This is a genomic window from Actinomadura sp. WMMB 499 (assembly GCF_008824145.1).
Taxonomy (GTDB): domain Bacteria; phylum Actinomycetota; class Actinomycetes; order Streptosporangiales; family Streptosporangiaceae; genus Spirillospora.
Map to the genome: position 1 here is coordinate 8527818 of NZ_CP044407.1, position 19851 is coordinate 8547668.

Sequence of the window (19851 nt, forward strand, 5' to 3'; positions counted from 1 at the left end):
CACTGTACCGGCCCGCGGCCCGCGCCTGAGCGCCGGGAGGACGGTGCGCTGCCCGTCATCGGCCGTCCTCCGCCGGGAGCGCGGGCGCCCGCGCGGGAGAGCCGAGCCCCCGCCGGTGGCGGCGGTAGAGCAGCGCGGAGTAGACGGCGCCGAAGGCGGACCAGGCGACGTACAGGCCGGGCAGGCCGTGTCCGAGATGCACGCCGAGGAGCCAGGCGAGCGGGATGAGCGCCGTGTAGTCGGCGGCGACGGACGCGATCATCACCGAGCGGGTGTCTCCGGCGGCGCGCAGCGCCGCGCCGTACGCCATCGCGGGCAGCAGCGGCACCATGCTCAGCGCCGCCGCGGGCAGCGCCGCCCAGGCGAGCCCGGCGACGGCCGCGTCGTCGGTGACCAGTGACACCAGCGGACGGCCGGCGGCGAGCACGGCGGCCGACGGGACCAGCAGCAGGACGGCGAGCAGCCGCAGCCCGGCACGCCGCCAGGCGTCCGCGCGCTCGGCGTCGCCGGCGCCCAGCGCCTGCCCGGCCAGGACGGTGACGGCGGTGGCCGCGCTGGTCAGGACGGTGAACAGCACGAGCGTGAGGTTGTCCACGATGCGGAAGGCGGCCAGGTCGCCGGTCCCCATCCGGGCGGCGAAACCCGCCAGCAGCGCCTCGTTGAGGTAGCCGATGCCCATCGCGCACATCTCCGGCCACCCGATCCGCCACAGCGTCCGGGTGGGGCGCGGACCCGCCGTCCCGTCCGTCCCGTCCGTCCGGGCGGGCAGCCTGGTCCTGGCGTACACGGCCGTGTAGGCGGCGCCCGCGACGGTGGCGGCGAGGGTCGCGGCGGCGGCTCCGGTCACGCCGAGCCCCGCACCGAAGATCAGCAGCAGGCCGAGCGGGAGGTTCACCGCGTTCACCAGCAGGGCCGTGTACATCGACACCCGGGTCGCGCCGATGCCCGCGCACGCCGCCTGGAGGGTGAACGAGACGGCGGCCGCCGGTACGGCGAACGCCAGCACCCGCAGGTAGTCCGCTCCCGCTCCGGCCGGATCCTCCGCCGCCCCGAGGGCGCGCAGCACCGGTGCGGCGGCGAGGTACAGGACCGCCCCGACGGCCACCCCGGCCAGCGCGGACATGGCGGTCCCGGTCCGCACGGTCCGCGCGACCCGGGCCGTCCGGCCCGCGCCGTGGTGCCGGGCGACCTCCACCTGGACGGCGGTGGCCAGGCCGCGCACGACGACCAGCGCGACCAGGTACACCGGCGCCGCGAGCGCGAAGGCGCCCAGCGCGGTCGTCGACCACCGCGCGAGCATGACGGTGTCGACCAGGTTGACGCTGATCTGGGTGAGTCCCGCGATCATCAGCGGGCAGGCCAGCCGCCACACCGGCCGCATGCCGACGCGCCGCGCGGACGCGTCCGGCGGGTCGCCGGCTGCGGTCATCGCCGGTCCGCGGGACGCTCGTCCGGTCTCGCCAGCGAGCAGTCCCCGCACTTCCGCCCGGCGGGGGCGCGGTGGTACAGGCAGCAGCTCCGCCGCCGGAACGCCGGCTCGGGCGAGACCACCCGCCCGGTGCGATCGAGCCGGCCGGTGCGCAGCAGCTCGCCGAGGAGACCGGTGAGGTCATCGCGCAGGTCCGGGCGCGCCGCGAGGATCGCGCGGGCGGCCTCGACCAGGGCCGACGCCGCGTTGCCGTACAGCAGGCCGGGGGCGACCTTGACCCGGAGCCCGGCCGCCAGCCGGTCGAGGTGCCGCGTGACGACGGCGTGGTACAGCGCCCCCGCCCGGTCCCCGTCGCGCGGCAGCCGGTGGCCGCGCGGAGCCGGGAGCCGGAGAGCGGCGCCGTCCTCGGCCTTCTGGAGGCCGTCGAGGTCCGGCAGGACGCCGTGGGCGACCGCGCAGAACAGGACGGGCGACCACAGCCGGGCGGCGTGCCCGAGCTGCGCGATCGAGGCGGCGATCCGCATCTCGGCGACGGCGTGGCGGCGGGCGACGGCGTCGACCAGGTCCGGGACGCCGGCGGCGTAGGCGTCGCCGACGGGCCGCCACCCGGTGTCGGGGCCGCCCACGGTGAGCGCGAAGAAGGAGCCGAGCGGGGCCGCCTCCGCCAGTGCGGCCGCGACGGTGCCGGGAGGAGCGGTCCGCAGGGGCGTCACGCCGGCCGCCCTCCCGCTCCGGGCCCGGTGGCGCGGTCCCCGTCCGGGAGGACGGTGATCTGGGTCATGCCCGTCCGGGGATGCTCGCCGACCTCGGCGTCGACGCGGTACACCTCGGCCAGCAGCTCCGGTGTCAGCACCTCGGCGGGCGTCCCGGCGGCGACCAGGCGCCCGCCGTCCAGGACGCAGACACGGTCGCAGTAGGCGGCGGCCAGGTTGAGGTCGTGCAGCGCGATGAGGGCGGTGACGCCGAGGCGGCGGACCAGCCGCAGCGCGTCCAGCTGGTGGCGCAGGTCGAGATGGTTCGTGGGCTCGTCCATCACCAGGGCCCCGGTCCGCTGGGCCAGCGCCCGGGCGATGAGGACGCGCTGCTTCTCGCCGCCCGACAGCCGGTCGAACGGCGCGTCGGCGAGGTGCGCGGCAGCGAGCTCGGCCAGCGCGGTGGTGATGATGTCGCGGTCGGCGTCGTCGTCACCCTGGAACGCGCGCTTGTGCGGGGTGCGTCCCATGGCGACGACGTCGTACACGCTCAGCTCGAACTCGCCGCCGGTGTCCTGGAGCACCGCGGCCAGCCGCCTGGCCAGGTGCTTGCCGGGCATCCGCCACACGTCGTCGCCGCCCAGCAGGACGCGCCCGGAGGTCGGGCGCAGCGCCCGGTAGAACGTGCGCAGCAGGGTGGACTTGCCCGCGCCGTTGGGCCCGACGAGGCCCACGACCTCCCCGGGCACCGCCTCCAGCGAGACGTCCGCCACGAGCGGGCGCCCCTTCACGGCGACCGTCACCCGCTCGGCCCGGAGCCTTTCGGTACCGCCCGTCATCGTGCCGCCCTGCGCCGCATGAGGTAGAGGAAGAAGGGGCCGCCGACCAGGGCGGTGAGGATGCCGACCGGGATCTCCTCGGGGGAGATCAGGGTGCGGGCGGCCAGATCGGCGATGATCAGGAAGGCGGCGCCCAGCAGCGCGACCGCGGGAAGCGCGCGGCGGTGGTCGGCGCCGACCAGGAACCGGACCGCATGCGGCATGATCAGCCCCACGAAGCCGATGGAACCGCTGACCGCCACCACCGTTCCGATCATCAGCGCGACGAGGACGAAAAGCGCCGCGCGGAACCGGTGCACGTCCAGGCCGAGGGCCGCGGCCGCCTCCTCCCCGGCCAGCAGCAGGTTGAGCGAGCGGGACAGGCCCAGCAGGACCGCGGTGCCGGTCAGGACCGCGGCCGCCGGGATCCACAGCACGGTCCAGGTGGTGCCGGCCAGGCCGCCGAGCATCCAGCGCATCGCCGCCTCGGCGCCGTGCGGGTCGTCGGAGGTGATGATCAGGTAACTGGCCACCGCCGACAGCACCTCGGCCATCGCGACCCCGGCCAGCACCAGCCGCACGGTCGTCATGCGCCCGCCCGCGCGCGCCAGGAAGAACACCATGACCAGGGCCAGCAGGGCGCCGGTGAACGCCGCCAGCGGGAGGGAGAACATCCCGAACCAGCTCACGTGCAGCACCACGACCGTGACGGCCCCGACGGTCGCGCCCGACGACACCCCCAGGAGCATGGGGTCGGCGAGCGGGTTGCGGACGATCGCCTGGAGCGCCATGCCGCACACCGACAGGCCCGCGCCCACCACCCCGCACAGCAGGACCCGCGGCAGCCGGACGTCCATCACGATCGTCTCGCGTACGGGCGTCCAGTCCGCGGCGGCGAGCGCGGGGTGCAGCCGGTGCAGCAGGATGCCCCAGACCTGGTCGGGCGGCAGCCGCACCGACCCCACCGCGATCCCGGCGGTCGCCGACACCAGCACCAGGGCGGCGAGCAGCACCACCACGAGCGCGTAGGGCATCCGCCGCCGGCGCGGCGCGCCCCCGGCGACCTCGGGCCGGTCGCCGGAGACGCGCGGCTCGGCGAGTCCGGTCACCTGAAGCGGTCCGGGTGCAGCTGCCGGGCGAGCGACTCCACCGCTCCCGCGACCCGCACGCCCGTCACGGTGGACGACAGCGGCAGCACCGCGAACCGCTCCTCCTCGATCGCGGGGGCGTCCTTGAGCGCCGGGTGCTCGAGCAGGAACTTCTTCTTGTCCTCGGCGGACCGGCCGTTGTAGTCGTAGTCGTAGATGACGACGACGTCCGGGCCGCGCTCGGCGAACTGCTCGAACGAGACGTCCCCGTACGGCTTGGCGACGTCGGAGAACAGGTTGGTGCCGCCGGCCAGCCGGATCATCTCGTTGCCGATGCCGGCGCCGCCCGCGGTGAAGACGGTCTTGTCGCCGCTGTCGTACACCGCCACCTTGAGCGGGGAGACTCCCGACAGCTTCTTCTCGACGCCCTCCAGGACGGTGCGCATCGAGGCGATCCGCTTCTCGGCCCGGTCGGGCACGCCGAAGATCTCGGCCACGGTCCGCAGCTCCTCCTCGACCGCGGCCATCGTCACCGGCCCCTCGGGGCATTCCTCGTTGTTGAGGTGGGTGTCGATCCCGGCCTTCTTCAGGGCCTCCCGGCTGCGGCCCTCCTTCTCGTCGAACGCGCTCGCCCAGCCGCCGTACACCAGGTCCGGCTCGGCGGCCAGCAGCGTCTCGAACGACGGGTACTCCTCGGAGATCACTTTCACCGAGTCGTAGGCGGCCTGGAACTCCGGCAGCACCTTGTCGTCGAGGTAGCCGGTCCCGGCCATCGACTTCTCCAGGCCGAGCGCCAGCATCACCTCGGTCGCGTGCTGGTTCAGCGACACCGCCCGCCGCGGCGGACGGTCGTAGGTGGTCGTCACCCCGCAGTTGGTCACGGTCACCGGGAACCCGGCGGGCGCCGCACCGTCCTGCCCGCCGCCGCCCGCCTCCGGCGAGTCGCCGCATCCGGCCAGCACCAGCACCGACGCCATCAGCGCGGCCAGGAGTGTTCCACCGCGCGCACGGATCAAGACATCACCTCTCCGAGGACGAACCGGCCGCGCGTCGCGGCGGCGTGAAGGAGTAGAGGTCCAGAATCGGCGGGGGCTCGGCCCGGCCGGGACCGCCCGCGCGGGCCCAGGCGGCGATGTCCGCGGTGGCCCCGGCGTCGTTCACCCACCCGAGCCACACCGGACGCGCGCCCGCCGCGCGGCCCTCGGCCGAGGGCTGCACGACGATGACGTTGGCCCGCTCGCACACGTCCAGGCATTCCGACACCCGGACCGGTACGGCCTCGCGCAGCCGCGCGAGCTGGTCGTCGTGATCGACGCCGGTCACCTTCGGGCGGCCGCAGCAGCAGTCCCGGCACACCGTCACCCGGCACGGTGCCGGGCCCGAAGAGCCCATGGGCATACAGCCCTCCTCTCTGGGGAGATCCGCCCCAGTTCTCATGAGGAGGCGACCGCGTGAGTCTCCTGGCTCCCGGGTCAACGCTCGTCCCGGCCTTCCCGCCCGCTCCCGCGGGCAGTGGCATGTTCGGGATCCGCTCGCCGATCACAGTGGCGGGACCGCGCCGGATTCGCACCGGCTTCCTCGTCCGCCGTCGCCTACACGCCGCTTATAGTGACACATCCGGCAACTGCACAGTAGTTGCGATAGGGCGCGAATCTCACCCAGACCTGGGAGGGAGCCTCCCGGCGGGATCCCGGTGCGGCCGACCGCGGCGCCGGCTCTCCGGGCCCGGGGAGGCGGCCTCTCAGCCCGCCTGCCCGCGACCGGTGCCGCGGAGCGCGGTGAGCCTCGCCTCCACGCCGTCCAGGGTCCGGTCGACCGTGTAGGCGAAGATCTGCTCGCGCTTGAAGCCGCTCGTCAGCGCCGTCGCGAGCGCGGCCACGCCGGGCCGCTCCCGGTCGTCGCGCAGCTCGGCGAGGCGGTCGCCGCTGGAGTCGCGCAGCTTCGGCGCGGCGTCCCGGTCGTCCTCGGCCGCGATCAGGTGGACCATCGCGTTGATCAGGGTCACGTACGCGGCCGGGGCCTCGTCGCCGAAGCCCGCGGCGGAGAGCCGGCGGACGCCTTCCTCGATGATGGCGGTGGCCGACGGGACGATCGGGGCGGCGACTCCGAGCCAGCGGGCCACCCCCGGATGTGCGAGCAGCTCCGACCGCAGTGACGCCAGCAGCGTGCGGAACCACGGACGCCACGCGAGGTCGGGGTCGGGCATCGGCGTCCGTCCCAGGATCGCGTCGACCACCGCGATCTCCACCGCGTTCCGGTCCCCGACATGGTGGGCGATCGCGGTGGGCCAGCAGTCCAGTGCCGCCGCCAGGTCGCGCAGCGACCAGCCGGAGAGTCCGCGCTCGGCCGTCAGGGCCACGCCCGCCTCGACGATCTGCGCGGCGGTCAGCGGCTCCTGGGCGCGGGCGCTGCGCGGTCCGCGCGAACCGCCCGCGTGGCGCCGTGCAGCGCCACCGCCCGTTGCCGGAGGGCTCATCGTTCCCCTTCCCCTGCCGCCCACTCGAAGGTAGGTTAGGCAAACCTTTTGTACGATGTACAAATCAATGCGGAGGTGCCATGACTCCCGGTCCCGCACGCGGTCCCGGCGATCCGGACAGCGTGAAAGCAGCCCCCGGCGGGGCGTCACCCGTGGTGGACGGACGTCCGGACGGTGCCCGGCCGTCCGCGCCGGCGCGGCACGCGGGCTGGATCCTCGCCTGCGTCGTCACGGTCCAGTTCCTCGTCTCGTTGGACCTGTCGCTCGTCAACGTCGCGCTTCCGGCGATCCAGGACGACCTCGGGCTCTCCGCGAGCACCCTGAACTGGGTCGTCGTCGCCTACGTTATCGTCAACGGCGGTTTCCTCCTGGCCGGCGGCCGGATGGGCGACCTGCTCGGGCGCCGCCGCGTCCTGGCCGCCGGGCTCGCGCTCTTCGCGCTCGCCAGCGTGGCGGGCGGGCTCGCGACCGGCGGCTGGCTCCTGGTCGCCGCGCGGGCGGTGCAGGGGCTCGGCGCCGCCGCCGCGTCCCCGGTCGCGCTCGCGCTGGTGACCGCGCACTTCCCCGAGGGACCAGCCAGAGCGCGGGCGCTGGGAATGTGGGCCGCCTCCACCGTCGCGGGCGGCGCGCTCGGTGTCGTGGCCTCCGGCGTCCTCACCGAGACGCTCGGCTGGCGGTCCGTGATGCTGGTCAACGTGCCGATCGCCGCGTTCGGGCTCGTCGCGGCCGTCCGGCTGCCGGGTGACGTGCCGCGCCGGGGCGTCCGGCCCGACCTCGCCGGCGCCGTCCTGGCCACGGCGGGCATGGGCCTGCTCGTCCTCGGCGTCTCGCTCGCCGACTCCGAGGGCTGGAGCGCGCCGCTCACCCTCGGCCCGCTCGCCGCGGGGCTCGTGCTGCTGGCCGCGTTCGGCCTGGCGGAACGGCGGGCCGCCGATCCGCTCGTCCGGCTCGGCCTGTTCGCGCACCGGGCGGTGCTCGGCGCCAACGTCTTCGGATTCCTCATCACCGCGGGCCAGCTCGCGAGCTTCTTCTTCGTCTCGCTCCACCTGCAGCAGGTGCTCGGCTACGACGCGCTGTCCACCGGGCTGGCGTTCCTGCCGTTCTGCCTGGGGTCGGTCGCCGGGATGTTCGTCGCGACCAAGACGCTCGCACGCGTCGGCCCGCGCACGATCCTCGTCGCCGGCGGGCTGACCGGGTCGCTCGGCATCGCCTGGTTCGGGCTCGGTGGTCCCGGCGGCACGTTCTGGACCGACGTCCTCGGGCCGTCGCTGGTCGCGAGCGTCGGGATCGGCGCGAGCTTCGTCGCGATGGGCTCGGCCGCCACGACCGGCGTCCCCGCCGAGGACGCGGGCATGGTCTCCGGCCTCCTCAACAGCTTCCGGCTGGTGGGCGGCGCGTTCGGCCTCGCCGTCCTGGGCACCCTCGCCACCACCGTCACCGGCCGCGAAGCGGATCCGTCATCGGCCGCCGCGGCGAGCGCCGGGTTCAGCGCCGGGCTGCTGGCCGCGGCCTGCCTCCTCGCGGCGGGAGCGCTGTTCTGCCTGGTCATCCCCAAGCACCGGCCCGCCCCCGAAGCCGGACGGTCCTGACCGGGGCCGCGAGACCTTCCCCGGTGTGCGGACGACGCCCGTGGCGCGGGGGAAGGTCAGAGACGGACGGGGAGCGTCACCAGGCCGCGGACGATCGATCCCTGCCGGTGCCGGCGCAGCTCGGACGGCGGGACGGCGAGCGCGAGGTCGGGGAACCGGGCCAGCAGGGCGCCGATCGCGACCTGGCCCTCGAGGCGGGCGAGCGGCGCCCCCAGGCAGAAGTGCGGGCCGTGCCCGAACGCGACGTGCCGGTTCGGCGCGCGGGTGACGTCCAGCCTGTCGGGGGCGTCGAAGACGGCTGGGTCGCGGCCGGCGGCGCCCAGGGAGACGTGGACCCAGGCGCCGCGCGGGATGCGCACCCCGGCGATCTCCATGTCCTCCACGGCGATGCGCTGGCTCGCGCGCTCGATCGGCCCGTCGAAGCGCAGGAGTTCCTCCACGGCGGAGGGGAGCAGGTCGGGCCGGGACCGCAGGAGTTCGAGCTGGCCGGGTGCCCGCAGCAGGGCCAGGACGCCGTTGCCGATGAGGTTCACGGTCGTGTCGTGGCCCGCGATGAGCAGCAGCGCGATCGTGTTGAGCAGCTCGGGGTCGGTGAGCGCGGCGTCCCCGTCGCGGGCCTGGACCATGCCGCTGATCAGGTCGTCCTGCGGCCTGGCGCGGCGCTCGGCGACGACCCCGGCGAGGTAGCCGGTGAACAGTCCGGCGACCTCGCGGCGGCGCTCGAGGGCCTCGCCGGTCGTGGCGGGCGCGGTCATCACGGTCGTCCAGGCGCGGAAGTCGGCGCGGTCGCGGGACGGGACACCGAGCAACTCGCAGATGACCTGGACGGGCAGGGGGACGGCGAACGCCTCCAGCAGGTCGAGGGAGCCGGACAGGCCGTCCAGCAGGTCGTCGGTGATCTGCTGGACGCGTGGGCGGAGCGCCTCCACCCGCCGCGGGGTGAACGCCTTGGCGACCAGGCCGCGCAGCCGCGTGTGGTCGGGCGGGTCCATGCCGAGCATGGTGCCGCCGAAGTACGGTGCGGGGTCGACGGGCAGGGAACTGTGCGCGGTGTCCTTCGACAGCCGCGGATCGTTCAGCGCGGCGTGCCCGTGCTCGTGGCCGACGACCAGGAACGCGTCGGCGCCGGGCGGGAAATCGATGCGGTGGACGGGGCCTTCGGCGCGCAGTTCCGCGTACAGAGCGTACGGGTCGCGGTCGAATTCCTCCGAGAAGAGGAAGTCCGCCGGCAGGTTTCCGGCGGGCATCAGCCGATCCTCCCGACGCCGCCGAGGAAGCCGGTCCTGCTCATGTCGGGTTCGAAGAACCCGGCGTCGGGCCGCCAGTCGCGCACCGGGACGAGACCGGGTGCGAGAACTTCGGTGCCCTGGAAGAATCCGCGGAGTTCCTCGCGCGTGCGGGGAATGATGTCGCCGGCGCCCGTCCGCCCGTATTGGTCGCGGACGGCTCCCTCTTTGTCGGCGTCCTGCTTTCCCAGGAAGCCGTGCGAGATGACCAGGTGGCTGCCGGGGGCCAGCGGTTCGAGGAGCCGCGCGACGATCTCGGCGGGCCGCGCGTCGTCCGGCACGAAATGCAGGACGGCGAGCAGCAGCACGGCGATGGGCTCGGAGAAGTCGAACCGTTCGCGTACCTCGGGATGGTCGATGATGCTTCCCGGCTCGAGCAGGTCCGCCTGGAGCACCGTGGTCCGGGGACCGCCGGCCAGCAGCGCCCTCCCGTGCACGAGCACGATCGGATCGTTGTCGACATAGACGACCCGCGAGTCGGGTGCCACCCGCTGCGCGACCTGGTGCGTGTTCTCCTGCGTCGGAAGCCCGGAGCCGATGTCGAGGAATTGCCGCACCCCGCGTTCGGCCAGCATCGTGACCGCCCGGGAGAGGAACCCCCGGTTGGCGCGGGTGAATTCCAGCACGTACGGCATGGCGGTCAGCACCCGGTCGGCGGCCTCCCGGTCGGAGGCGTAATTGTCCTTGCCACCCAGGTAGTAGTCGTACATCCGCGCGACGCTGGGGACGTTCGGATCGATCCCCAAGTCCGAGAGTTGCTCGTCCGATGCCATACCCGGCCTCCTCGGTAAGTCCCGGGCAATCATCGTAGGGCTTCGGCCCGCCCTTGACTTGATCTTTCACTTGGCGGCCAGGAATTTCCGACCGCCCCGTCCGCAAGCCGGGGAACCGGCCGGACGGGGCGGTACGCGCAATGGACGCTTCGGCGTTCGATCCGGGCGTTCACCGGTCGGGCGCCGACCTGCTAGGCGAGGCTCCGGGCCGGTGCGGCCTCCCACGCGAAGCCGTCCGGGTCGGTGAAGGACTCGCCGCCGCCGGCCAGCACCAGCCGGTGCGAGCCGGTGCCCTCCTGGCCGACGCCGGTGTCCTTGGCGAGGGCGCGGCGCGGGTAGAGGGCGAGCGTCACGGCCGACGACGGGGCGTCGAACTCGGCGTACTTGCCGCCGAAGCTCTTGCCGACGGTCAGCCCGCGCCCGACGTAGAACCGCTTGCTCGCCTTGACGTCCGCGACGCCCAGCAGCAGCGCGATCCGGTCGAACCCGCGGACCGCGGGCCCGGTGTCCTTCTTCTTCGACGACGCGACCTTGCAGATCGTCCCGTCCGGGGCCTGGATCACGCCGCCGTAGCCCCAGAACGACTTCGCGGCGGGCTTGAGGGACGTCGCGCCGGCGTCGAGGGCCGCGCCGATGAGGGCGTCGACGTCGCCGGGCTGGGCCGCGACGAGCGACAGCGCGAACCCGCGGAAGCCGGTCGTCGGCTCGCCGGAGGCGCGGACGTTCACGTGGGCGGCGAGGCCGAACGCCGCGTAGAAGGTCTCCGCGGCGGCGGTGTCGGCGACTTCCAGGGTGAGGGACTCGAAGGAGGTCATGGTGATCTTCTTTCCGGTGAGGCGGTCGGTTCGGTTCGTGTGGGGGATGCTCAGCGGTCCTGGATCAGCCCGAGGACGTTGCCGTCCCGGTCGGTGACGGTGGCGACCAGCCGCCCGCCGCCGACGTCGTGCGCGGCCTCCCGGACGGCGGCGCCGGCGGCGGTCAGCTCCGCGACCTTCGCCTCGATGTCCGGCACGTCCCAGTAGGCGACCGGCGATGTCATGCCGGCCGGCCCGCCGCCGGGCACCAGCCCGATGTGCTGGCCGCCGACCTCGAACCCGACGTAGTAGGACGAGTCGGTTCGCGGCTCCTCGCCGAGCAGGGCGGCGTAGACCGCCTTGGCCCGCGCCAGGTCGCTCACCGGGTGCAGCACGGTCCTGATCCCCCGGACGGGCGAGTCGCTCATGGTCGCTCCTGTGGTTCGTGGGCCGCGTCGGCCCGTCGTTCGGCTGCTCACAGCCTCGCTTCCGGCCCCCTCCCGCCACATCCGTGCCGACCACGGAGCCGACCACGGAGCCGGGGCACGGACCACGCGCCACGGAGCGGCTGCGGCAGAATGGGGCGGTGGCCGTCACAATGGATGTTTCGCCCCGCGAGGCCGAAGTGCTGGAACTGGTGGGGGACCACCTCAGTAACGCCGAGATCGCGGCGCGGCTGTTCATCTCGGTCCGCACCGTCGAGAGCCATGTGTCCGCCCTGCTGCGGAAGCTGGACGTCCCGGACCGGCGGGCGCTCGCCGGGCGGGCCGCCGCGAGCCGTCCCGCCGCCGCGGCGCGCCCGGCGCCCGTCCTGCCCGCCCCGCTGACGTCGTTCGTCGGCCGGGCGAGCGAGCGCGCCGAGCTCGGCGCGGCGGTCCGGGCGCACCGGCAGGTGACCGCGGTGGGGCCCGGCGGCGTCGGCAAGACCCGGCTCGCGCTGGCGGTCGCCGCGGACGCGACCGCCGCGTTCGAGGACGGGGTGTGGTTCGTCGATCTGGTGCCGGTCACCGACCCGGGGATGGTCGCGGACGCCGTCGCGGGCGCGCTCGGGCTCGGCGAGCAGCCCGGCCGCGGCATGACCGAGTCGGTGGTCGCGGCGCTGGCCGACCGGCACGTCCTGCTCGTCCTGGACAACTGCGAGCAGGTGCGGGACGGCGTGGCGCCGTTCCTGGAGCGGCTGCTCGCGGCGTGCCCCCGGGCGGCGGTGCTGGCGACGAGCCGGGCGCGGCTGATGGTGCCGTTCGAGCGCGCCTACCCGGTGCCGCCGCTGTCGCTGCGCGACGACGGCGAGTCCGACGCGGTCGCGCTGTTCAAGGAACGGGCGTCCGCGATCGGCTGGCCGCTGGACCCGCCCCTGCACGACCACATCCGCTCGATCTGCGAGCGGCTGGACGGCATGGCGCTGTCGATCGAGCTGGCCGCCGCCCGGTATCCCGCGCTCGGCCTGGACGGCCTCACCGCCGCCCTGTCCCACCCGCTGCGGATGCTGACCGGCGGGTCCCGCGCCGACGACCGGCACCGGTCGGTGCGGGCCGCGGTCGACTGGAGCCACAACCTGCTGGAACCGGCCGACCAGGAGCTGCTGCGGCGCGTGTCGGTGTTCGTGGCGCCGTTCACCGCCGCCGCGGCGGCGGAGGTCGCCGGGGCCGACGCGGGCGTCGTCGCGGACGGGCTCGCCCGCCTCGCGGAGCAGAGCCTGCTGGTCGTGCGGCCGGCCGCAGGCGGGACCGAGTACCGGGCGCTCGAGACGATCCGCCAGTACGGGACGGAACGGCTCGCCGAGGCGGGCGAGCCGGCGGCCACGCGGGCCCGGCACCTTCGCTGGTGCCTGGCCGCGGCCGCCGGCCTCGCCGTCCCCGGAGAGGACTGGCGGCCCCGGTTCGACGCCGTCGCCGACGACCTGCGCGCCGCGCTCGCGTGGGCGGCCGACGAGGCCGGCCACCGAGCGGAGGCGCACGACCTCGCGCGGTACCTGGCGGAGCTCGCCTTCACCCGCAACCTGGTCGGCGAGTCGCAGCAGCGGTACGAGCAGGCCGCCGCGCTCGCCGCCGACCCCGCCGTCGCCGCCGCGATGCTGCGGCACGCCGCGGCGGTCGCCGGGTGCCGGATGCACGGCGACGACATGTACCGCCTGCACCGGGCCGCCGCCGACGCCGCCCGCCGGGCCGGCGCCGCCGCCCGCGCCGCCGCCGACCTGGCGACCGCCGCCGTCACCGTGTACCGGTTCTCGGGCACGTTCGTCCGGCCGCCGTCCCCGGACGAGGCGCTCGCCCTGATCGCCGAGGCGCGCGGACCCGCGGGCGAGGACCCCGCCGCCCGCGCGGCCGTCGCGCTCGCCGAGGCCGCGTCGGTCGCCGACGCGTTCGGCGCCGACCAGGACCCGCACGACGACACCGTGGCGGAGACCCTCGCGCGCGCCGAGCGCGCCGTCGAACTCGCCCGCCGCACCGGCGACGCGCCCGCCGAGTCCGCCGCGCTCGACGCGCTCGCCGCCGTCCAGAGCTGGGTCGGCGACGCGTTCGCCACCGCCGCCACCGCCCGCCGCCGCGTCACCCTCCTAACGTCCGCCCCGGCCACGCCCGCCGTCACCCACGAGCTCGTCCAGGCCCTCGGCGAGGCGGCGCAGACCGGTATCGGCGTCGGAGACCTGCCCGGCGCCCGCCGCTGGGCGCGGCGGCTCGCCGACCACCCGTCGCTCGCCGAGGTGGGGCACCGCGCGACGAGCTGGCTGCTGGTCGCCGACGCCCTGGCGGGCGACGTCGAGGCCGTGCGTACCGGCGCCGTCCGGTTCCTGGACGCGTGGCGGCGGAGCGGCGCCCCGGTGCGGCCGGACCTCGACCCGGCGGTGGCCGCGGTCGCGATGGTCCACGGCCTCCGCGACGACCCGGACGCCGGGGACGAGTGGGGCACCGTCGTGGAGCGGTTCGGGACGTCGCCGAACCGCGTCCACGGCCACGGCGCGGTCTTCGACGCGATGCTCCTGCTCCACCGGGGCCGCGCGGCCGAGGCGCTGGAGCGGACGGCCCCCGAGCCCGGCGAGGTGTGGAGGTGGGTCACCTGGGTCTGGCTCCACTGGTACGTCGCGCTGCGCGCGGAGGCCGCCGTCCTCGCCGGGAGCCCCGCCGCCCGCGACCGCCTCGCCGCCGCCCGGGACCTCACCTCGGGGAACCCGGTCGCGGGCGCGATCGTCGACCGCGCCGAGGCGCTCCTCGACGCCGACCCGAAGCGGCTGCTCGCCACGGTGGACGCGTTCGACGCCGCCGGCTGCCGCTACCAGTCCGCCCGGACCCTGGTGCTCGCGGGCGGCGGGCACGCCGCCCGCGGCGCGGCCGCCCTCGCCGGCCTCGGCATCGCCCCCATGGCGGAGTACACCTAGCGGCGTGCTCACCGGCGCGACGGCGCCGCGATGGCGCCGTCGCCGGGCACGCCGCTCGCCGACCTCAGGGTGGGGACGGCCCGACCGCGTCGACGAGCCGCGACACGGCTCGCGCCGTCCGGCGCTCGTCGGTTCGGTGACCCCGGGCCTGAGCCGGGACGGGCTCAGTGCTCGTCCCAGTGGCCCGCGTGGACCGCGTGACGGTGCCCGTCGTGGAGGTAGTCGGACCGGGCTCTGAACGTGATGCCGAACGGCCGGTGTACCGGGCGGGCCGTCATCCGCGCAGGGAGGCGGCTCGGCCGCCGCGCATGGGCGGGACCTCGTTGCGGCAGCGGCGCGGACCGGCATCGTTCGGGCCGTCAGCGGCCACTTCGGGTGGGCGGACGGGAGCCGTAGGGGAGCAGGGCCATCTCGCGGGCGTTCTTGACGGCCTTGGCGAGTTGTTTCTGCTGCTGGACGGTCACACCGGTGACGCGGCGGCTGCGGATCTTGCCGCGATCGGAGATGAACCGTCGCAGCAGGTCCACGTCCTTGTAGTCGATGCTGGTCACGCCGTGCAGCGGGTTCGCCTTGCGGCGCCGCTCGCCGCGGCGAGGGCGGGGGGAGGTCAAGCGGGTTCTCCTTCCGGGATCCGGCTCACCGTGATCAGCGCTCCTCCCGGTACGGCACGTGCCTGCGGACGATCGGGTCGTACTTGCGCAGGGTGAGCCGGTCGGGGTCGTTCCTGCGGTTCTTGCGGGTCACGTACGTGTGACCGGTGCCGGCGGTGGAGCGAAGCTTGATCACCGGCCGGAGTTCGTTGCGGGCCATCGCATCCCCTCTTCGAGCGAGGTATGCCATAGTAATGACAACCGTTTTCATTTTCAACACAGGAGGACGCGATGTCCGTTCCCGTGGTGCTGGTGGCCGGATTGCACGGCACGGCACGCGGCACCGTGGTCGACCGGCTGCTGCGCGAGAGCCCGGGAGCCGTGGCGATCCACCACGACCTGCGCTCGATCACCGGCGGACTGGTGACACGCACCGTCCGGAACGCCGACGCGACGCTCGAACGTGCCCTGGTCCGGCTGGAGCACGGCTGCGTGACCTGCACCGTGCGCGAGGATCTGATCCCCCGGCTGATCCGCTACGCGGATCATGCCGAGTTGCTGGTGGTGGATCTGTGGGACGGCGTCGAACCCCGGTCGGTCGCCGAAGCCCTCGACCATCCGGGGTGGGGCGGCGAACTGCGGCTCACCGGCGTGCTGACCGCGGTGGATCCCGAACACACGCCCAGCGACATCTGCCGCGGCGAGCTGCTGGCCGACGCGGGCAAGCCGTGCGCGCCCGGCGACCGGCGCTACGTGGCCGAGGTGCTGGCCCACCAGATCGAGTACGCCACCGCGCTCGTCGTTCCGCAGACGCCGCTTCCTCCGCTGCCCCCCGTCGACGAGGAGGATCTGGAGCTGTGCCGTGAGCTGCTCGGGCATCTCGCGGGCATGACCCCGGTCGTCATGCCCGGCGAGCCGCTTCCGCCGCTCGACGGTCCCGCCCTGTGCACCCACGAGCTGGCGGCCCGCGTCGACCCCGCGACCGCGCAGCTGCCCTGCCGGACGCACACCCCGGCGGCCGACACGGTGGTGTGGCATCGCATCGCCCCCCTGCACCCGGCCCGGTTCTTCGACGTCATGGACACGCTCGCCACCGAATCCGTGCGCAGCCGCGGCCGGTTCTGGCTCGCCAACCGCCCCGACCGCATGCTGGCGTGGGACGCGGTGGCCGGGATCGTCACCGTCGAGGACAGTGGACCGTGGCTCGCCGCCCTCCCCGACTCGGCCTGGGACGCCGTCCCGCCCGCCCGCAGGCTCGCCGCCGCGATGGACTGGACGGCCGAACGGGGCGACCGCGTCCAGCACCTGGTCTTCACCGGACCCGCCCTCGACCAGGAACGGCTCGACGCGCTGCTCGACGGCTGCCTGCTCGAACCCGGCGAGCCCGCCACCGGCCTCGACGATCCCTTCGCCGACCTCCTCGACCTCGACGCCACCGCATGAGACCGGCCCGCGGCCGTACCGGCGGCGCCGCCGCGGGCCGGGCGATCCATCGGGCCGGGCCCCGGTGCGGCGGGCCGGCCCAGCGCGCCGGTGCGCATGGCCGGCGGCCAGACCCGGCGACCGGTGAGTAGTAGAGCCGTCATCGAGGCGGGCGCGTGATCCGCGGCTCGCGGTGGTCGGGACGGGGGTGCGGGTGCGGGCCGTCGCCGTCGACTCGACCCGGGCCGGGCGGCTGCGGGGTCAGGTAGCGCACGAGCATGGCGACCAGTTCGTTCTCGAACGCGTCGACGTTCTCGAGGCCGGCGTCGGCGGTGAAGCGATGCACCTGGGATTCGATGGACGTCACCACGAGGCGCGCCGCCATGGGGATGTCGGTCACGGTGACCCGGGGGTCGGCGGCCAGCAGTTCCTCGGTGGCCGCGACGGCCCGCAGTTGCGCGGCGCGGAGGAACTCCAGCAGTTCCGGTGGACGCGGTGCTTCCTCGAACAGCACGCGGTGCAGGGACGGGTCGTCGCGGTGGTTGTCGATGGCCGCGCGGACGAACAGCCGGATCTTGTCCTCCAGACGGTCCGGCAGCGCCCCGCCGTCCAGGAGCCGGACGACGCCGGCGACCCCGGCCCGCGCGTGGGCGGTGGACAGTTCCACCAGGATGGCGTCCTTGTTCGGGAAGTACTGGTACAGCGAGCCGATCGAGTGCCCGGCGGCCTCGGCGATTCGGTTCGTGGTGCCCGCGCTGTAGCCGTACTCGGAGAAAACGTGAGCAGCCGCGTCGAGCAGCCGTTGCCTGGTTTCCAGAGCCCGCTGCTGACCTGGGCTTTTCCTGGGCCGCAGTCGTTTTTCCGGCACGGATGCGACCTCCTGAAAAGCGAGTTGTCGGGGCGCCGGACGGCCGCCCACAATCCTGATTAGGCAACCCTAACCTTTCGCCTCGGAGACGCCGTGAAGACCGTCCACGTCCAGACCGAACTGCCGACCTCCGCCGACCGGGTCTGGCAGGCGATGCAGCACACCGCCTCGTTCCTCTACGTCACGCGCGGGCTGTTCGGCTTCCCCGCGCTGGCCGGCCGGACCGACCCGATCCGGGAGGGGGAGTGCGGAACCGGATGGCTCATGCTGGTGCATCTGGTCCCGCTGTCACGCCACACCATCCACGTGGTCGAGGTCGACCCGGCCGCCCGGACCGTGCGCTCGCGCGAGCACGGCGGCTTCCTGCGGGCCTGGAACCACACTCTGCACGTCGAACCGGCCGGTGAGAACACCTGCCGCTACAGCGACACCGTCGAGGTCGACGCCGGACGCCTCACCGGCCTCGTCGCCCTCGCGGCCGCCGGGATCTACCGCTACCGCCAGCGCCGCTGGCACAAGCTCGTCCACCGCCACCTGCTCCCCACCGGTCCCCGCTACGCGCACCCGGCGCCGGTGCACTAGGGCGCGGCGGTTCCCCGCCGGGCACGGACGAGGCGGCGCGGAACGAGCGTTCGCTCCCCGGCGATGGAGACCGGCGGCGATCCCGGACGGGGCGCGTTCCAGGACGTCGTGGTGGCGGGCGCGAGCGCCGGGCACGAGGCCGGCCCAGGCGAGCGGCGACGGCGTGAGCGAGCCGACGCCGGAGACGGTGGACCGGCCCCGGACCGGTCCATCGCCGCGGGGACCGTCGCCGGGTGCGTGCGAATCGGCACCGTCATATCGGCACCGTCATATCGGCACCGTCATATCGGCACCGTCATATCGGCACCGTCATATCGGCACCGTCATATCGGCACCGTCAGGCATGCGGCGATGGTGAAGGGCCGCTCGGTCATCGATGCTCCCCACGTGCGTGCGCGTTCTTCGCTTCCGTGTCCACTTCCTACAGCGAAAATAGTTATCATTTGCGCGCACGAGCGTTCGCCCGGCCGTCCTGCCGATGGCGGCCGTCGAACGCGGCCCATTCGCGCCGAACGGCAGAGAACAAGGAGAACGGATGTCTTCGTCTCGAGCACCCCGGACGGCCGAGGTCTTCGACGCCGCCGCCCGCGATCACGGCGCCGCCGCGTCCCTGCTCTGGGATCCGCTCGGCGAGGAGTACGTGGAGCGCGTCGCCCCGGCCCACGGGGAGCGGGTGCTGGACGCCTGCTGCGGGGCGGGCGCGTCGGCGATCGCGGCGGGCCGGGCGGTCGGCGCGACGGGTCGCGTGGACGCGGTGGACTTGGCCGCGGGGCTGGTCGACCTAGGGCGGCGGCGCGCCGTCGCGGAAGGGCTGGACCACGTGCGGTTCCACGTGGACGATGTCGCCGGGTGGTCCGCCGCCCGGCCGTACGACCTGCTCCTGTGCGGGTACGGCGTGTTCTTCCTGCCCGACATGGACGCCTCGGCCCGGCGGCTGTCGGGGATGCTGCGTCCGGGCGGCCGGTTCACCGTCGCCACGTGGGCGGAGGGAGCACTGGAGGAGTTCGGCGCGCTGCTGTTCCGCAGCCTGAGCGCCGAGCGCCCGCGGCTTCCGGAGGAGGAGGCCGAGCGGGCCGAGCCGCCTGCCCGGCGTGCCAGCCGCCGGATCGACACCGCCGACGCGCTCGCGCGGTGGGCCGCCGGGCTCGGGCTCTCGGACGTGCGGGTGCACCGCATCGACCGGACGGTGCCGCTCGACCGCGACAACGCCTGGAACCTCGTGCTCGGCAGCGGTTTTCGCGCGATGGTGATCGATCTCGACGAGGAGGTCCGCGACCGGGTACGGGACCGGTTCCTCGACGCGCTGGACGCCGAGAACGTCCGGGCGCTTGACGCCGCGTCGCTCGTCGTGGTGGGGACGGTCTGACGGTGCGCGCCGGCGCCGGCGTCCGTGACGCGGCGGTCGGGGCACCGCCCGCGGACGGCGAGGAACGCGCCGGAGTGCGCGGGCGGTCTCGCCGGGGCGAGACCGCCCGCGCGCGAGCGGCGGCGCCGGGAGGGGGAGGGGGCGCCGCGCTCTCGGTTCCGGCGCCCGCCGCCGGCCGAGGGGCCGGCACGCGCGCGCCGGGACGGCCGGAACCAGCCATCGGTGCGGTGATCAATCCGGAGGTCCGCGGCGGCAACCGGTGCAGATGCCGGTGAGTTCGACCGTGTGCTCGACCTCGTCGAATCCGGCGGTCTCACTGACGTCTTCGGCCCAGGTCTCCACCACCGCCGCGTCCACCGCTCGGCTGTGACCACAGGATCGGCACAGCAGGTAATGAGCGTGCTCGCCGGAGGGGCGCATGCGGTACAGCCGCTCGCCGCCCCCGTCGCGCACGACGTCGACCCGGCCGTGCGCCTCGAGTTCGCGCAGCGCGCGGTAGACCGTCGTCAACCCCACCCGGAGTCCTCCTTCGGCGGCGACGGCGTGCAGCCGCTGGGCCGAGACGAAGTCCTCGCACTCGGCGAGGATCCGGGCGATGGCGACACGCCGCCGCGACCAGCGTCCGGCCGGGGGCTCGCCCGGCGCCTGCCTGATCGGCTCGCGGCTCATGTGCATCCCTCCACGCGGGGCGCGCGTGTCGCT

At 74.6% G+C, this 19851-nt stretch carries 20 protein-coding genes and 1 riboswitch; of the genes, 5 read left to right on the top strand and 15 right to left on the bottom strand.

The genetic code is table 11. The annotated features are described in order from the left end of the window. Positions 1 to 55: 55 nt before the first annotated feature. From F7P10_RS38945 to F7P10_RS38975, 7 genes are all read right to left on the bottom strand, one after another. On the bottom strand, positions 56 to 1429 hold the full coding sequence (locus tag F7P10_RS38945) for an MATE family efflux transporter (protein ID WP_151017018.1): 1374 nt from the start codon (positions 1427 to 1429) through the stop codon (positions 56 to 58). Beyond that, entirely contained in the window at positions 1426 to 2142 is a 717-nt protein-coding gene (locus tag F7P10_RS38950; protein WP_151017019.1) for a (2Fe-2S)-binding protein, read from the bottom strand. The genes F7P10_RS38945 and F7P10_RS38950 overlap by 4 nt, the downstream gene beginning before the upstream one ends. Continuing rightward, the gene (locus tag F7P10_RS38955) at positions 2139 to 2960 is read right to left on the bottom strand and encodes an ABC transporter ATP-binding protein (RefSeq protein ID WP_151017020.1); all 822 of its coding nucleotides are present in this window, start codon (positions 2958 to 2960) and stop codon (positions 2139 to 2141) included. Before F7P10_RS38955 ends, F7P10_RS38950 begins: the two co-directional genes overlap by 4 nt. Next, positions 2957 to 4048: a FecCD family ABC transporter permease gene (locus F7P10_RS38960; protein ID WP_368077439.1), complete on the bottom strand. Its 1092-nt coding sequence runs from the start codon at positions 4046 to 4048 to the stop codon at positions 2957 to 2959. Before F7P10_RS38960 ends, F7P10_RS38955 begins: the two co-directional genes overlap by 4 nt. Then, positions 4045 to 5043, bottom strand: coding sequence for an ABC transporter substrate-binding protein (locus F7P10_RS38965; protein ID WP_254716245.1), 999 nt, complete (start codon positions 5041 to 5043; stop codon positions 4045 to 4047). The genes F7P10_RS38960 and F7P10_RS38965 overlap by 4 nt, the downstream gene beginning before the upstream one ends. 4 nt (positions 5044 to 5047) lie before the next feature. Then, a complete protein-coding gene (locus F7P10_RS38970) occupies positions 5048 to 5425 on the bottom strand; it encodes a (2Fe-2S) ferredoxin domain-containing protein (protein WP_151017021.1) in 378 nt (125 codons plus the stop codon). Positions 5426 to 5459: 34 nt separating this feature from the next. After that, positions 5460 to 5644, bottom strand: a riboswitch (cobalamin riboswitch). Positions 5645 to 5768: 124 nt separating this feature from the next. Beyond that, positions 5769 to 6503, bottom strand: coding sequence for a TetR/AcrR family transcriptional regulator (locus tag F7P10_RS38975; protein WP_151017022.1), 735 nt, complete (start codon positions 6501 to 6503; stop codon positions 5769 to 5771). A 122-nt stretch (positions 6504 to 6625) separates the two neighbouring features. Between F7P10_RS38975 and F7P10_RS38980 the strand changes: the two genes are divergently transcribed. Then, on the top strand, positions 6626 to 8092 hold the full coding sequence (locus tag F7P10_RS38980; protein ID WP_254716246.1) for an MFS transporter: 1467 nt from the start codon (positions 6626 to 6628) through the stop codon (positions 8090 to 8092). A gap of 56 nt (positions 8093 to 8148) precedes the next feature. Here F7P10_RS38980 and F7P10_RS38985 read toward each other — a convergent pair whose 3' ends face one another. The 4 genes from F7P10_RS38985 to F7P10_RS39000 form a co-directional block, all read right to left on the bottom strand. Continuing rightward, positions 8149 to 9339: a cytochrome P450 gene (locus tag F7P10_RS38985; RefSeq protein ID WP_151017024.1), complete on the bottom strand. Its 1191-nt coding sequence runs from the start codon at positions 9337 to 9339 to the stop codon at positions 8149 to 8151. Next, positions 9339 to 10151: an SAM-dependent methyltransferase gene (locus F7P10_RS38990; RefSeq protein WP_151017025.1), complete on the bottom strand. Its 813-nt coding sequence runs from the start codon at positions 10149 to 10151 to the stop codon at positions 9339 to 9341. The genes F7P10_RS38985 and F7P10_RS38990 overlap by 1 nt, the downstream gene beginning before the upstream one ends. A 191-nt stretch (positions 10152 to 10342) precedes the next feature. Continuing rightward, positions 10343 to 10966: a glyoxalase gene (locus F7P10_RS38995; protein ID WP_151017026.1), complete on the bottom strand. Its 624-nt coding sequence runs from the start codon at positions 10964 to 10966 to the stop codon at positions 10343 to 10345. A 50-nt stretch (positions 10967 to 11016) separates the two neighbouring features. Further along, positions 11017 to 11373 (bottom strand): VOC family protein, encoded by a 357-nt coding sequence (locus F7P10_RS39000; protein ID WP_151017027.1) that lies wholly within the window; start codon positions 11371 to 11373, stop codon positions 11017 to 11019. A gap of 158 nt (positions 11374 to 11531) precedes the next feature. Here F7P10_RS39000 and F7P10_RS39005 point away from each other — a divergent pair, with 158 nt between their 5' ends. Beyond that, entirely contained in the window at positions 11532 to 14321 is a 2790-nt protein-coding gene (locus F7P10_RS39005; RefSeq protein WP_254716247.1) for a LuxR C-terminal-related transcriptional regulator, read from the top strand. Positions 14322 to 14680: 359 nt separating this feature from the next. Here F7P10_RS39005 and rpsR read toward each other — a convergent pair whose 3' ends face one another. Together rpsR and rpmG are read right to left on the bottom strand one after the other, a co-directional pair. Beyond that, positions 14681 to 14932, bottom strand: a complete 252-nt coding sequence (gene rpsR / locus F7P10_RS39010) for a 30S ribosomal protein S18 (protein WP_151017028.1) — start codon at positions 14930 to 14932, stop codon at positions 14681 to 14683. Between the two features lie 34 nt (positions 14933 to 14966). Then, a complete protein-coding gene (rpmG, locus tag F7P10_RS39015) occupies positions 14967 to 15131 on the bottom strand; it encodes a 50S ribosomal protein L33 (protein ID WP_151017029.1) in 165 nt (54 codons plus the stop codon). 71 nt (positions 15132 to 15202) lie between these two features. On the opposite strand from rpmG, the gene F7P10_RS39020 reads away from it, so the two are divergent. Then, the gene (locus F7P10_RS39020) at positions 15203 to 16354 is read left to right on the top strand and encodes a GTP-binding protein (RefSeq protein WP_151017030.1); all 1152 of its coding nucleotides are present in this window, start codon (positions 15203 to 15205) and stop codon (positions 16352 to 16354) included. A 139-nt stretch (positions 16355 to 16493) separates the two neighbouring features. Here F7P10_RS39020 and F7P10_RS39025 read toward each other — a convergent pair whose 3' ends face one another. After that, entirely contained in the window at positions 16494 to 17201 is a 708-nt protein-coding gene (locus F7P10_RS39025) for a TetR/AcrR family transcriptional regulator (protein WP_151017031.1), read from the bottom strand. A gap of 93 nt (positions 17202 to 17294) precedes the next feature. Here F7P10_RS39025 and F7P10_RS39030 point away from each other — a divergent pair, with 93 nt between their 5' ends. Both F7P10_RS39030 and F7P10_RS39035 read left to right on the top strand, forming a co-directional pair. Then, positions 17295 to 17783 carry a hypothetical protein gene (locus F7P10_RS39030; protein ID WP_151017032.1) on the top strand — a complete coding sequence of 163 codons (489 nt, stop codon included), beginning with the start codon at positions 17295 to 17297 and terminating at the stop codon, positions 17781 to 17783. 535 nt (positions 17784 to 18318) lie between these two features. Further along, positions 18319 to 19149 (top strand): class I SAM-dependent methyltransferase, encoded by an 831-nt coding sequence (locus F7P10_RS39035; protein ID WP_151017033.1) that lies wholly within the window; start codon positions 18319 to 18321, stop codon positions 19147 to 19149. Between the two features lie 231 nt (positions 19150 to 19380). Here the strand turns inward: F7P10_RS39035 and F7P10_RS39040 are convergent, their stop codons facing one another. Beyond that, complete coding sequence (locus tag F7P10_RS39040) at positions 19381 to 19818, bottom strand: Fur family transcriptional regulator (protein ID WP_151017034.1); 438 nt, start codon at positions 19816 to 19818, stop codon at positions 19381 to 19383. Positions 19819 to 19851: the final 33 nt, after the last annotated feature.